At 59.2% G+C, this 13,708-nt stretch carries 16 protein-coding genes; 15 read left to right on the top strand and 1 reads right to left on the bottom strand.

Features of this window, described 5'->3' with window-relative positions; translation table 11 throughout:
• Positions 1-18 precede the first annotated feature (18 nt).
• Positions 19-621 (bottom strand): OmpW/AlkL family protein, encoded by a 603-nt coding sequence (locus ACR0J8_RS12225; protein WP_480525218.1) that lies wholly within the window; start codon positions 619-621, stop codon positions 19-21.
• 136 nt (positions 622-757) lie between these two features.
• Between ACR0J8_RS12225 and ACR0J8_RS12220 the strand changes: the two genes are divergently transcribed.
• The 15 genes from ACR0J8_RS12220 to ACR0J8_RS12150 all read left to right on the top strand — a co-directional run bounded on the left by ACR0J8_RS12220 (position 758) and on the right by ACR0J8_RS12150 (position 13,699).
• Complete coding sequence (locus ACR0J8_RS12220; RefSeq protein ID WP_480525220.1) at positions 758-2,284, top strand: AMP-binding protein; 1,527 nt, start codon at positions 758-760, stop codon at positions 2,282-2,284.
• Between the two features lie 379 nt (positions 2,285-2,663).
• Positions 2,664-4,268, top strand: coding sequence for a carboxyl transferase domain-containing protein (locus tag ACR0J8_RS12215; RefSeq protein WP_480525222.1), 1,605 nt, complete (start codon positions 2,664-2,666; stop codon positions 4,266-4,268).
• 78 nt (positions 4,269-4,346) lie between these two features.
• Positions 4,347-6,278, top strand: a complete 1,932-nt coding sequence (locus tag ACR0J8_RS12210; RefSeq protein WP_480525224.1) for an acetyl/propionyl/methylcrotonyl-CoA carboxylase subunit alpha — start codon at positions 4,347-4,349, stop codon at positions 6,276-6,278.
• Between the two features lie 79 nt (positions 6,279-6,357).
• Positions 6,358-7,212 (top strand): hydroxymethylglutaryl-CoA lyase, encoded by an 855-nt coding sequence (locus ACR0J8_RS12205; protein ID WP_480525226.1) that lies wholly within the window; start codon positions 6,358-6,360, stop codon positions 7,210-7,212.
• A gap of 12 nt (positions 7,213-7,224) precedes the next feature.
• The gene (locus ACR0J8_RS12200) at positions 7,225-7,743 is read left to right on the top strand and encodes a P-loop nucleotide/nucleoside kinase family protein (RefSeq protein ID WP_480890541.1); all 519 of its coding nucleotides are present in this window, start codon (positions 7,225-7,227) and stop codon (positions 7,741-7,743) included.
• Positions 7,736-8,524, top strand: a complete 789-nt coding sequence (locus ACR0J8_RS12195; protein ID WP_480525229.1) for a crotonase/enoyl-CoA hydratase family protein — start codon at positions 7,736-7,738, stop codon at positions 8,522-8,524. The genes ACR0J8_RS12200 and ACR0J8_RS12195 overlap by 8 nt, the downstream gene beginning before the upstream one ends.
• 186 nt (positions 8,525-8,710) lie before the next feature.
• The gene (locus tag ACR0J8_RS12190; protein WP_170615352.1) at positions 8,711-9,076 is read left to right on the top strand and encodes an NADH-quinone oxidoreductase subunit A; all 366 of its coding nucleotides are present in this window, start codon (positions 8,711-8,713) and stop codon (positions 9,074-9,076) included.
• A complete protein-coding gene (locus tag ACR0J8_RS12185; protein ID WP_480525231.1) occupies positions 9,067-9,600 on the top strand; it encodes a NuoB/complex I 20 kDa subunit family protein in 534 nt (177 codons plus the stop codon). The genes ACR0J8_RS12190 and ACR0J8_RS12185 overlap by 10 nt, the downstream gene beginning before the upstream one ends.
• 11 nt (positions 9,601-9,611) lie before the next feature.
• Complete coding sequence (locus ACR0J8_RS12180; RefSeq protein ID WP_480525233.1) at positions 9,612-10,214, top strand: NADH-quinone oxidoreductase subunit C; 603 nt, start codon at positions 9,612-9,614, stop codon at positions 10,212-10,214.
• Positions 10,215-10,216: 2 nt separating this feature from the next.
• On the top strand, positions 10,217-10,390 hold the full coding sequence (locus tag ACR0J8_RS12175) for a hypothetical protein (protein WP_170615358.1): 174 nt from the start codon (positions 10,217-10,219) through the stop codon (positions 10,388-10,390).
• A 4-nt stretch (positions 10,391-10,394) separates the two neighbouring features.
• Entirely contained in the window at positions 10,395-10,517 is a 123-nt protein-coding gene (locus tag ACR0J8_RS12170; protein WP_480713765.1) for a hypothetical protein, read from the top strand.
• Entirely contained in the window at positions 10,517-11,740 is a 1,224-nt protein-coding gene (locus tag ACR0J8_RS12165; protein ID WP_480890415.1) for an NADH-quinone oxidoreductase subunit D, read from the top strand. Before ACR0J8_RS12170 ends, ACR0J8_RS12165 begins: the two co-directional genes overlap by 1 nt.
• Positions 11,737-12,348, top strand: a complete 612-nt coding sequence (locus ACR0J8_RS12160; RefSeq protein ID WP_480525236.1) for a hypothetical protein — start codon at positions 11,737-11,739, stop codon at positions 12,346-12,348. Before ACR0J8_RS12165 ends, ACR0J8_RS12160 begins: the two co-directional genes overlap by 4 nt.
• The gene (gene nuoE / locus ACR0J8_RS12155) at positions 12,348-13,445 is read left to right on the top strand and encodes an NADH-quinone oxidoreductase subunit NuoE (protein ID WP_480525237.1); all 1,098 of its coding nucleotides are present in this window, start codon (positions 12,348-12,350) and stop codon (positions 13,443-13,445) included. The genes ACR0J8_RS12160 and nuoE overlap by 1 nt, the downstream gene beginning before the upstream one ends.
• A gap of 32 nt (positions 13,446-13,477) precedes the next feature.
• Positions 13,478-13,699 carry a DUF5337 domain-containing protein gene (locus ACR0J8_RS12150; RefSeq protein WP_170806546.1) on the top strand — a complete coding sequence of 74 codons (222 nt, stop codon included), beginning with the start codon at positions 13,478-13,480 and terminating at the stop codon, positions 13,697-13,699.
• Positions 13,700-13,708: the final 9 nt, after the last annotated feature.

Raw genomic sequence — 13,708 nt, 5'->3', positions numbered from 1 at the left:
GGCGGGATTGCGAACGGATCAGAAGCGATGGACGTAGGACACACCGACCAGCCACGGATCGATTTCGGCTTTGCCGATTTTGGCGCCGTCCAGCGTGACGTCCGAGTCGATGTCGAACCAGCGCACGTTCAGCCGCACCGAGCCTTGTTCGGTGACCATGTAGTCCAGGCCGGCCTGCAGCGAGACGCCAAGGGAATTGTCGATGTCGAGATCGCCCAAGGCGGACTTTTCGTCAAAGAAGATCGTGTAGTTCAGACCGGCACCAACATAGGGCTTCCAGGCGCTGTTGGTCGGGAAGTGATAGTTCAAGGACAGGGTCGGCGGCAGTTGCTTGGTGCTGGCGGCATCAATGCCACCCAGCGTGATGGTGTGGCTGAACGGGGTTGCGGCCAGAAGTTCGATACCAAGATTGTCGCGGACGAAGTACTCGGCGGTAAAGATCGGGCGGGTGCTGGACCCGACTTCGGCATCCAGCGTGGCCAGAGTGCCATTGTCGGATTTCGGGTCGAGGTAGCCGACACCGATACCCACGGTCCAGTCCCCTTGCGATTGTGCAAAAGCCGGCGCGGCCAGCGCAACCAGTGCAGTAGACAAGGTCAAAGCGGCGAGTTTCTTGGTCATATTCATGCCTTTGGTTATGTTGATAAGGCTGTGGTGCCGGATCAAAGGCTGGCGGACTCTGATCTGAGTCAAATCCGTGTCGAAATGCCAAATGAGGTAGCGGCGGTAAAGCGCAGTAAAACAATGGAAAAAACCCATGCGTCCCACTGAGGTCATACCGGGTTTGCGCGCCGATCACAGCTGGGATTGTCCGGCGCAATTGAACATGGCCCGGCAGTGCTTGGCGCAGGCCCCGGACAAATTGGCGTTGCTGGATCTGACCGGTGAAGAACCCTCATCCGTGACATACGGGGAACTCAGCGCTCTGGCGGATGGTTTGGCACGGGCGCTGTTGCGCAGGGTGCGGACCGGGGACAGGGTTGGTGTGTTGCTGGGGCAGTCTGTCTGGTGCGCTGCGGCACATCTGGCAATCTGGAAAATCGGTGCCATTTCAGTGCCGCTGTTCAAGCTGTTCCGCCGCGATGCTCTGTCTTCGCGAGTCGGGGATTCCGGGGCGCGGATTGTGCTGACCGACGCCGAAGGGGCCGCGCTGCTGGGCGATCTGGCCGAACCTTTGCTGGCACACCAGATCGGAGAACCAGGTGATCCGGTGCCTTTTGCCGACACGGGCCCCGACGACCCTGCGGTTTTGATCTATACGTCTGGTACAACAGGGACTCCGAAAGGGGCTTTGCACGGGCATCGGGTGCTGACCGGCCATCTGCCGGGCGTGTCGATCAGCCACAACCATCTGCGGGACGGTGATTGCCTTTGGACACCTGCGGACTGGGCTTGGATTGGCGGACTGTTCGACGTGTTGATGCCGGGGTTGGCATTGGGAATTCCGGTGGTTGCCGCGCGGCTCGAGAAGTTTTCGCCCGAAGGGTGCGCCGACGTGATTTCGCGGGGTGGAGTACGGAACGTCTTCTTCCCGCCGACCGCGCTGCGGATGCTGAAAGCGGCAGATCAGAGCATTCCCGGCCTGCGCTCTGTCGCCTCGGGAGGAGAGCCTTTGGGCGCGGAAATGTTGGCCTGGGGGGAAAAGGCGTTTGGCCTGACCATCAACGAATTCTACGGTCAGACCGAATGCAACATGGTCGTGTCTTCCTGCGCCGAGGACTATCCGGTGCGTCCCGGATGCATCGGCAAACCGGTGCCGGGGCATGAGGTCGCGGTGATTGACGAGTATGGTGTTCCGACGGACGAGGAAGGCGACGTAGCGATCAGGCAGGGGTCTGCCTCAATGATGCTGGAGTATTGGAACCGGCCCCAGGCCACGACCGAGAAGTTTCGCGGCGATTGGCTGATCACTGGCGACCGCGGCGTGTGGGAGGGGGAATACCTGCGTTTTGTCGGCCGCGAAGATGACGTGATCACTTCGGCTGGCTACCGCATTGGCCCCGCCGAGATCGAAGACTGCCTGCTGACCCATCCGGCGGTAGCGACCGTGGGCGTAGTCGGCAAGCCTGACCCGCTGCGGACCGAGATCGTCAAGGCTTATGTCGTGCTGAAACCCGGCGCCGAGGCGTCGGGGGCCGAGTTGCAGGATTGGGTCAAAGACCGTCTGGCGCATTACTCCTATCCGCGCGAGGTGGCGTTTTTGGAAGAATTGCCAATGACGGTGACGGGGAAGGTTATTCGGAAAGAGTTGAAGCACTTGGCTGCAGAGGAAACAAACAATTGATTGGGCTTTTTCGACGACTGGCTGGCCTAAAGTGCCCGAATTGTTGTGAACCGCTTCCGCTATGGGTGTCTTGGATGCTTGCGGGGAGTGTTGATATTGTTGAAGGCCATATGCCCGCAGGTAAATGCGCGAAATGTAACAGCATTCTAAGAGTTAGGCTTGGTAACGCGCTGAGCTTTTTCTTGGTTTCACTTATCTTGATGTTTGTCCCGATTTTCTTCCTAATTTCGCAGGGAATACTAGACGTGCTAGCAGACAGTATAACGTCAATGGCACCTTTCGTTTCATCGGGCGTCGCCAAATTCATTCCCTTTCTGATTAATGTGTTCCTTGTTGCAATGCCGCTGAGTAATCAAATGCTGAAATTAGAGGTCAAGGTATGAAACTCACATCCAAAGCCATGCCCACCTCCGAGGGCTTCAAACAAAACCGCGCTGCTCATCTCGAGGCATTGGCACAAATCTCCGCTGCTGCGGAAGCGGCCCGTATGGGGGGCGGTGAAAAGTCCCGTGCACGCCATGAATCTCGGGGGAAGATGCTGCCGCGCCGCCGGGTGGCGAACTTGCTCGATCCGGGCTCTCCTTTCCTTGAAATCGGTGCAACGGCGGCCCATGGGATGTACGGAGATGCCGCGCCGTCTGCCGGGGCCATTGCGGGCATTGGCCGGGTGCAGAGGCGCGAGGTCATGGTGGTGTGTAACGACGCCACCGTGAAGGGCGGCACCTACTACCCGATGACGGTCAAGAAACACCTTCGCGCGCAGGAGATCGCCGAGGAAAATCATCTGCCCTGCATCTATCTGGTCGACAGTGGCGGCGCGAACCTGCCCAATCAGGATGAGGTCTTTCCCGACCGCGACCACTTTGGTCGCATCTTCTACAATCAGGCGCGGATGAGCGCGAAGGGGATCCCTCAGATTGCGGTGGTCATGGGGTCGTGCACGGCGGGTGGCGCCTATGTGCCTGCGATGTCGGACGTAACGATCATCGTGAAAGAGCAGGGGACAATCTTTCTGGCCGGACCGCCTCTGGTCAAGGCCGCAACGGGTGAGGTGGTCAGTTCCGAGGATCTGGGCGGTGGTGACGTTCATACCCGCCTGTCCGGCGTAGCCGACTATTTGGCCGAGGATGATGCCCATGCGCTGGCGCTGGCGCGCCGGGCCGTCGCATCGCTGAACCTGCGCAAGCCGCAGACCGTGGATTGGGCGAACCCGGAGGACCCCGCTTATGATCCTGAAGAGATTCTGGGGGTGGTCCCCGCCGATCTGCGCACGCCCTATGACATCCGCGAGGTAATCGCGCGGCTGGTGGATGGCTCGCGCTTTGACGAGTTCAAACCGCGGTTCGGGGAAACGCTGGTGACTGGGTTCGCCCATGTCAAAGGCTGCCCCGTCGGGATCATCGCCAATAACGGCGTGCTGTTTTCAGAGGCAGCCCAGAAGGGTGCGCATTTCGTTGAACTCTGTTCACAACGCAAAATCCCTCTGGTTTTCCTGCAAAACATCACCGGCTTCATGGTCGGGCGGAAATACGAGAACGAAGGCATCGCACGGCACGGGGCCAAGATGGTGACTGCCGTCGCGACGACCTCGGTGCCGAAGATCACGATGCTTGTCGGTGGCTCGTTCGGGGCAGGCAACTATGGCATGGCGGGCCGCGCCTACCAGCCACGCTTCCTTTGGACCTGGCCGAACTCGCGCATCTCGGTCATGGGTGGCGAACAGGCGGCGGGTGTTCTGGCCACGGTCAAGCGCGACGGGATCGAACGGCAGGGCGGCACATGGTCGGCTGAAGAAGAAGCGGAATTCAAGCGGCCCACGCTGGACATGTTCGAGGAGCAGTCGCATCCGCTCTATGCCTCGGCGCGGTTGTGGGACGACGGCATCATCGACCCGCGCAAAAGCCGCGATGTGCTGGCCCTCTCGCTGAGCGCTGCGTTGAATGCCCCGATCGAGGAGACGCGTTTCGGCGTGTTCAGGATGTGATGGCAGAGAAGTTTCTGCGAAAATTCTTGGGAAGAAATCCTTCGTCGAGGGATTTTTGTTCAGAGAGGAACTGGGCTTGTGTTCACTAAAATTCTGATTGCCAACCGGGGTGAGATTGCCTGTCGAGTGATGGAAACCGCGCAAAAGCTGGGGGTTTCTTGCGTTGCCGTCTATTCGGACGCCGATATCGGGTCCAAGCACGTCCAGATGGCCGATGAGGCTGTGCATATCGGTGGCGCGGCCCCTGCTGACAGCTACCTTAAAGGGAACGTGATCATCGAGGCGGCGTTAAAGACCGGCGCGCAAGCGATCCATCCCGGCTATGGGTTCTTGTCCGAAAACCCCGATTTCGTGGATGCAGTCGAAGCTGCCGGTCTGACGTTCATAGGACCGTCCGCCGATGCGATCCGCAAGATGGGATTGAAGGATGCCGCGAAGGTTCTGATGGAGGAGGCCGGTGTGCCGGTTGTTCCCGGCTATCACGGCGAAAACCAGGACCCGGAACACCTTGCCGGGGCTGCGGATACCATTGGCTACCCGGTTCTGATCAAAGCGGTTGCCGGCGGCGGCGGCAAAGGCATGCGGCTGGTCGAAAAGCCGCAGGATTTCGACGCCGCGCTGGACAGCGCGCGCAGCGAGGCGCGGACGGCGTTTGGCAATGACGCGGTTCTGGTCGAGAAATTCGTCGCCAAACCCCGCCATATCGAAGTGCAGGTGTTCGGTGACGGAACCCATGCCGTGCATTTGTTCGAAAGGGACTGCTCGTTACAGCGGCGCCATCAGAAGGTCATCGAGGAAGCGCCAGCGCCGGGGATGACGTCCGAGATGCGCGAGGCGATGGGGCTGGCAGGTGTCCGGGCCGCCGAGGCGATCGGCTACAAGGGCGCAGGGACCGTTGAGTTCATTGTAGATGCCTCGGAGGGGCTGCGCCCGGACCGGTTCTGGTTCATGGAAATGAACACACGGTTGCAGGTTGAACATCCCGTGACAGAAGCGATCACTGGCGTTGATCTGGTCGAATGGCAATTGCGGGTCGCGTCCGGGGAAAAGCTGCCCGCCGGTCAAGAAGATCTGTCGATCAGCGGGCATGCCTTCGAGGCGCGGCTTTACGCCGAAGACGTACCAAAAGGGTTTCTGCCCGCGACCGGACAGCTTTCTCATCTTCGGTTTCCAGATGATTGCCGCGCCGACAGTGGTGTGCGTGCCGGTGACATAATCAGCCCGTGGTACGATCCGATGATTGCCAAGGTCATCGTACATGGACCAACCCGATCGGCGGCGCTGGAGCAATTGCACCGTGCGTTGCAGCAAACCGAGGTCGCTGGAACGGTCACGAACCTTGCATTTCTGGGCGCGCTGACACGGCATGCAGGATTTGCAGCAGGAGACGTCGATACGGGGTTGATTGGCCGGGAGTTGCCGGGGCTGACTTCGGAAACAGAACCCTCTGCCGGACATTCCGTGGCCGCCGCTATGGCGGCCCTGGGCCTTGTAAACACGGATCACGAGACCGGTTTCACGCTGTGGGAGCCGCTGCGTCGTGCGGTTCACCTGCTGCACCGGGGCGATGTTATCGATCTGGACGTGCAGGTCGATGGGCGTGACCGGCAACTGTGGTATGTAAACCAGAAACAGATCGAGGCACGGCGGCGCGATGGCCTCTGGCGTCTGGACGGTCAGCCCATGCCTCGCGTTGCCATCAACGGAGCCGTCATCACGGTTTTTGACGATTACGGCCACGCGTTTGAACTGATCGATCCGCTGGATCGCGATACCACAGCATCCGGCAACACAAACGTGATCGAGGCGCCCATGCCCGGTCTGGTCAAGGCCGTGTTCGCCGAGGCTGGTCAGTCCGTATCGGAGGGCGACCGCTTGGCCATTCTGGAAGCGATGAAAATGGAGCACGCCTTGCTGGCCGCACGTGACGGCATCGTTGCCGAAGTTCTGGCCGCTCCCGGATCGCAGGTGGAAGCCGGCGCCGCGCTTGTTCGGCTGGAAGAGGAGTAGCCTATCCCTGTGATGCATCGCATGTCATTGTCGGGGCAGGTTCAGCCGTTGATCGGAACAACACAGGAGAGGCGCAGGAATGGGTGACAGAGTCGAAATCTTTGAGGTCGGGCCCCGGGACGGTCTGCAGAATGAACAGCGTCAGATCCCCGTGGCCGAGAAAGTGGCGCTGGTGAATCGCCTGAGCGATGCCGGCTTCAATCGCATCGAAGTTGCGAGTTTTGTATCACCGAAATGGGTGCCGCAAATGGCAGACAGTGCAGCGGTTTTGGCAGGCATTACCCGCGCGGCTGGCGTCCGCTACGCTGCCTTGACGCCGAATATGCGCGGCTATGAGGATGCTATTGCCGCACATGCTGACGAAATCGCCATATTCGCGTCGGCATCCGAAGGGTTTTCGAAGGCAAACATCAATGCGTCTATTGCGGAATCCATCGCGCGGTTCGAACCGATTCTGGAGGAAGCGCGCCATATCGACCTGCCGGTGCGCGGGTATATTTCCTGCGTGACCGACTGCCCCTATGACGGACCGACAGCGCCGGAGAAAGTCGCCGAAGTGGCAGATGTGCTGTTTTCGCACGGCTGCTATGAGATTTCATTGGGCGATACCATCGGGCAGGGCACGCCCGACAAGATCGCGCGCATGATCCTTGCTGTTCGCGAGCAGGTGCCGGTCACAAGATTGGCGGGGCATTTTCATGACACGAATGGCCGGGCGATGGATAATATCGATGCCGCTCTGGCACTCGGGGTGCGTGTCTTCGATACGGCGGTCGGCGGTTTGGGCGGCTGCCCATACGCGCCGGAGGCGGCGGGGAACGTGGCGACCGAGGCGGTTGCGGCGCATCTTGAACGGTTGGGCTATGACACGGGTCTGGACGCCGCGATCCTGCAAGAAGCGGCAGAGATGGCCCGTTCGATGCGGGGCACCTGAGTGCCGGTTTTGATGTGTCTGTCAGGTTTGCCGGGTGTTGGCAAAACGACAATTGCCCGAATGGTTGCGGAGCGGACAGGCGCGTTGTGGCTTTGGATTGATCAGATCGAAACCGCCATGCAGTCGTCGCATATGAAGGTCGATGATCTTGCAGATGGCGGCTATGCCGCAGCACAAGCCGTTGCCACTGGTGCCTTGCAGCAGGGGTTTGATGTGATAGCCGATTGTGTGAACCCGATCAGCCTGACGCGAAACGCTTGGCGCAGTGTTTCGGAGAGAGCCCGGGCGCGGCATCTTGATGTGGAATTCTGGTGCTCAGACAAGACCGAACATCGAAAACGTGTCGAAAAGCGCGTGGTCGAGTTGCGCAATTGGTCACCGCCGACCTGGCAGGCTGTTGAGATGCGCAGATACGACCCGTTTCCAAATCCCGATATCAGGATCGACACAGCGCAGACAGATCCGGCCGAGGCGGCGACCTTGTTGGCGGCTGCGATCCGTGAAGACCCACAGGAGAAAAACGATGTTTGAAACGATCGATATTGCAGTTGATCAGCGTGGTGTCGCCAGGTTGACCCTGAACCGACCCGAAAAGCACAACGCCATGTCGGCGCAAATGATTTCGGAACTGACCAACGCGGCAGCGGCGCTGGGCAAGGATGAAAACGTGCGCGTGGTTGTTCTGACCGGGGCAGGAAAGAGCTTTTGCGCCGGGGGCGACCTTGGTTGGATGCAGGACCAGATGGCAGCGGATCCCGCCACACGGTTCACCGAAGCACGCAAGCTGGCCGAAATGCTGAACGCCCTGAATACCCTGCCCAAGCCGTTGATTGGCGCCTTGCAAGGCAACGCGTTCGGGGGCGGTGTGGGCATGGCGGCCGTCTGCGACATTGCGATCGGTGTGAACAGCCTGAAGATGGGCCTGACGGAAACCCGCCTAGGTCTGATCCCGGCAACGATCGGGCCATACGTCGTTGCTCGCATGGGCGAAGCGCGAGCGCGCCGTGTCTTTATGTCCGCGCGCCTTTTTGATGCGAGCGAGGCGGTGGAGCTTGGGCTGCTGGCTGAGACTGTGCCCGCCGAAGGTTTGGAGGACGCGGTGGAAGCCCATGTGGAACCTTATCTGTCCTGCGCGCCCGGGGCCGTATCGTCCGCCAAAAGCCTTGTTCAGGCGTTGGGCCCGAAAATCGACGATGCCGTGATTGATCAAACGATCAACGCCCTGGTCCAAAGGTGGGAAACACAAGAGGCGCAAGAGGGAATCAGTGCGTTCTTCGAGAAACGAAAACCTGCATGGAATAGTAAGGTTTAGCAGCATCTTCCCGTTTGTTGGATAAAGCGAAATCCGGGCGGTGTATCGGGGTCAGGCATGCAGATTAATACGGCATTCGCCGCCTGTGCTTGGTTGACCCTCTGACCCCGCGCGGATAGAGAATGTCCAGTCAACACGCCAATTGACGGCGCGCCCGGGACCGGACGCGCAGGAAAGGAGCCACTCGTGGAAGAGCTGTTGCGGGAGTATCTCCCGATCCTGGTGTTTCTGGCCGTCGCCGTAGGCCTTGGAATAGTCCTTATTCTTGCGGCTGTGGTGCTTGCTGTTCGCAATCCTGATCCTGAAAAAGTCAGCGCATATGAATGTGGCTTCAATGCCTTCGACGATGCGCGGATGAAATTCGACGTCCGATTCTACCTGGTCTCGATTCTCTTCATCATCTTCGATCTGGAAATCGCCTTCCTGTTCCCCTGGGCCGTGGGCTTCCGCGACATTAGCGATGTGGGTTTCTGGTCCATGATGGTATTCTTGGCGGTGCTGACGATCGGCTTTGCCTATGAATGGAAGAAGGGGGCCCTGGAATGGGAGTGATGACGGGCTCAAACACCGCTGGCGTCGACAAGGAAGTCGCCACCCAGGCCCTGAATGCCGAGCTGCAGGACAAGGGCTTCCTGCTGACCTCGAGCGAAGACATCATCAACTGGGCGCGTACCGGGTCGCTGCACTGGATGACATTCGGTCTGGCCTGCTGCGCGGTTGAGATGATGCACACCTCGATGCCGCGCTACGATGCCGAACGGTTTGGCATTGCTCCGCGCGCCTCTCCGCGTCAGTCCGACGTGATGATCGTCGCGGGGACGCTGACCAACAAGATGGCACCGGCGCTGCGCAAGGTGTATGACCAGATGCCGGAACCGCGTTACGTTATCTCGATGGGGTCCTGCGCCAATGGCGGTGGGTACTATCACTATTCCTATTCTGTTGTTCGCGGCTGTGACCGGATTGTTCCTGTGGACATCTACGTACCGGGCTGCCCTCCGACGGCTGAGGCCCTGCTTTACGGTCTGATGCAGTTGCAGCGCAAAATCCGCCGCACCGGCACCATCGTACGCTGAGGAGAGAGCTGATGAGCGAAGCACTCAAAGAACTCGGCGCACAGTTGGAACTGAAGCGGGCCGATTGCGTTTTGTCCTGGGATGTCACCCACGGCGAGCTGAACGTTGATGTGGCCCCGTCGAACCTTGTGGAATTTGTCGAATTCCTGACGTCCGATCCGAACTGCAAGTTTTCGACGTTGGTGGACATCACCGGTGTGGACTACCCGGAACGGGCCAAGCGCTTCGACGTGGTGTACCACTTCCTGTCGATGTACCAGAATCAGCGCATCCGCCTGCGGGTCTCGATCCGCGAGGAAGACATGGTGCCCTCGATCGTGGGCGTTCACCCCTCGGCCAATTGGTTCGAGCGCGAGGTGTTCGACATGTTCGGCATCCTGTTCTCGGGCCACCCGGACCTGCGGCGTATCCTGACCGACTATGGCTTCCGCGGCTATCCGCTGCGCAAGGATTTTCCGACCACCGGCTATACCGAGGTACGGTACGACGAGGCGCAGAAGCGCGTGGTCTACGAACCCGTGTCGCTGGTTCAGGAATATCGTCAATTCGATTTCATGTCCCCATGGGAAGGTGCGAACTACATTCTGCCAGGGGACGAAAAACAGGAGACGTAATCATGGAGTTCTTGATCTGGATTATCGTGGTGGTTGCAACGGTCATTCCGATGACCAAGCTGTTGCCGCATTTCGGGATCAACAAGAACTGGGCGTTTGCTTGCGTGATTTCGCCAGTGGTCATTGTCCTTTTGTGGATGATGGCCATGAAGCTGCAAGAGATGGAGCGACGCTGACATGATGGGCGAACTGATCGTTTTGGGCGCCTTGGGCGTCTTGCTTGCAGGGGCCGCGGCGAAAGCGGCCGAAGCCGAAAAGGTCCGGGTCCGGGCTGAGGCGAAAAAGAAGAAACGAGGGCGTTGATGGACGGCTCAAGATACGATGACGGCAGCACGGACGCGCTGAGCGGAGAACAAAAGATCCGCAACTTCAACATCAACTTCGGCCCGCAACACCCTGCGGCTCACGGGGTTTTGCGTTTGGTGCTTGAGCTCGACGGCGAGATCGTCGAACGCTGCGACCCGCATATCGGCCTGCTGCACCGTGGCACAGAAAAGCTGATGGAAAGCCGGACGTATCTGCAGAACCTACCGTATTTCGACCGTCTGGACTATGTGGCCCCGATGAACCAGGAGCACGCCTGGTGTCTGGCCATCGAAAAGCTGACCGGTGTGGAAGTGCCACGTCGCGGCTCGCTTATCCGGGTTCTGTATTCCGAGATCGGGCGCATCCTGAACCACCTGCTGAACGTGACCACGCAGGCAATGGATGTTGGCGCGCTGACCCCGCCGCTGTGGGGCTTTGAAGAGCGCGAAAAGCTGATGGTGTTTTATGAGCGCGCCTGCGGGGCCCGCCTGCACGCCGCCTATTTCCGCCCCGGCGGTGTACATCAGGATCTGCCGCCGGAATTGCTGGACGATATCGAGGCGTGGAGCCATGAGTTCCCCTCAGTTCTCGATGACATTGATGGCCTGCTGACCGAAAACCGCATCTTCAAACAGCGCAACGCCGATATTGGTGTTGTGACCGAGGATGACATCCAGAAATACGGCTTTTCGGGCGTGATGGTGCGCGGATCGGGCCTCGCTTGGGACCTGCGCCGCGCGCAGCCCTATGAGTGCTATGACGAGTTCGAATTCCAGATCCCCGTTGGCAAGAACGGCGACTGCTATGACCGTTATCTCTGCCGCATGGAAGAGATGCGCCAGTCGCTGCACATCATCCGTCAGGCCATCTCGAAAATCCGTGATTGCCCCGGCGATGTTCTGGCGCGCGGCAAGATCACCCCGCCGAAACGCTCGGACATGAAGACCTCGATGGAGAGCCTGATCCATCACTTCAAACTGTATACCGAAGGTTTCCACGTCCCCGCCGGTGAGGTCTACGCTGCAGTCGAAGCCCCCAAGGGTGAGTTCGGCGTCTATCTGGTCGCCGATGGCACCAACAAACCCTACCGCGCCAAACTGCGCGCACCGGGGTTCCTGCATCTGCAAGCCATGGGCCACGTTGCCAAAGGTCACCAACTGGCCGACGTTGCCGCGATTATCGGGACCATGGACGTGGTGTTCGGGGAGATTGACCGGTGACGTGGTCTAAATTCTACGAGGCTCTAAAGGCGATAGCCGCTCTCTCGGGTTTGATGGCGTTCATCGGCTTTGCATTCAGCTATTACAAGGATGTTCAAATCAGGCAAAGCGCGTTGGATCAGGGGTGGCAAGAGACCGAGATCTACCGTGTTGTTGTTGATGCGGGTGTTGATGGAATCAAGTTCGAAGAAATAGTCTCGGAAGTACAATCTGCGTACTTTGCCTCTGGTAGTGACAAGTCCGTCAGCACAAGTGCTGCTAAACAAGATAGCGTGAGGCGCGGGTTGATTGGTCTGGCGGCCAAAAACTCAATCGTCCGTGACACTGAAGGCAATTATCTTGTGCCTGCTGTGGCGCGAAACTATCTCACGCAGGACTTGCTGTTCTCGCGACGCCAAGAACTGGACGAGCGCGCTTTCAATCTAGTGATCGAAAATCCAGGCCGTTACGACAGCCATGAGTTGCGCAAGTTGTTGGAAAATTCCGGCGCCACACCTCGAGAAGCCTGGCAAACTATTGGTTCGGCCTTGTTCATGAGTCCGCCGGCGTTTGTCCCCGTTGAGGGCCTGCAATACAAACCCGATAGCAAACTGAAGGTTCTGGAATAGTGCTCCGCCGTCTTTACCCCGAACAACCCGAAAGCTTTGCCTTCACTGCTGCGAACCAGCAATGGGCCGAAGCGCAGATCACAAAATACCCCGAGGGGCGTCAGGCCAGCGCGGTCATCCCGCTGCTGTGGCGTGCGCAGGAACAAGAGGGCTGGCTGAGCCGCCCGGCGATTGAATCCGTCGCCGACATGCTGGGAATGGCCTATATCCGCGTGCTTGAGGTTGCGTCTTTCTACTTCATGTTCCAGCTGCAACCGGTTGGATCTGTTGCGCATATCCAGGTCTGCGGCACGACGTCGTGCATGATCTGCGGGGCCGAGGATCTGATTGCGGTCTGCAAAGAAAAGATCGCCGCCAAGCCGCATGAACTGTCCGCCGATGGCAAGCTGAGCTGGGAAGAGGTCGAATGCCTCGGCTCCTGCACCAATGCTCCGATGGCGCAGATCGGCAAGGATTACTATGAGGATCTGACCGCCGAGAGCTTTGGCCAGATCATTGACGATCTGGCGGCGGGCAAGGTTCCGACGCCGGGTCCGCAGAACGGGCGCTATGCGGCGGAACCGCTGAAAGGCCTGACCAGTCTGACCGAGTATGACAGTGGCAGAACGCAGTATAACGCCAGCGTCGCATTGGCGACGGATCTGGGTGATACGGTCAAGCGGATCGACGGAACCGAAATGCCGACTCTGACGCCCTGGCTGGGCAAGGATGGCAAGGCTGCCGCGACCAAGGCGGCTCCGATGCCTCCCAAAGCACCTGCGCCGGCTAAACCTGCAGTGAAACAGGCGGCTGAGGCGAAGGCCAAGGAAAATGCGCCTGAAACGCTGTCGGCTGCGCGGGATGGCAAGGCAGATGATCTCAAGCTGCTGAAAGGCGTTGGGCCGAAGCTGGAGCAAACGCTGAACGAGCTGGGACTCTACCACTTTGACCAGATCGCCGCCTGGACGCCTGATCAGGTGGCTTGGGTCGACGCGCGTTTGAAGTTCAAGGGCCGGATCGAACGGGATGGCTGGATCGAGCAGGCGGGCAAGCTGGCCGCTGGTGAAGAAACCGAGTTTGCGAAACGTGCCAAGAAAGACGGCACATACGAAGAGTGATAGCCGGTGCCCATCCGGGGCATCAATGTGTGATGGACAAGGACAAAGAACAGGCCATAGCCCGAAAGGGCCGACATATCGGTATCGTCATCGCAGTGACGATGACGATTTGGCTTGCGATGAACTTGTTTGTCGGCCCCGCGTTGGGATTGACGGCGCGACACGCGCTGCTGTTTGACTTTGCCGCGTTGGCGGCATTCATCTATGCGGGCGTGAACATTTTTCAACTCTGGCGCATGCGTCAGGACAGCTGAAGGTAACGA

Source organism: Ruegeria sp. N11 (genome assembly GCF_056531525.1).
This window is presented reverse-complemented; position numbering and strand designations above follow the sequence as displayed.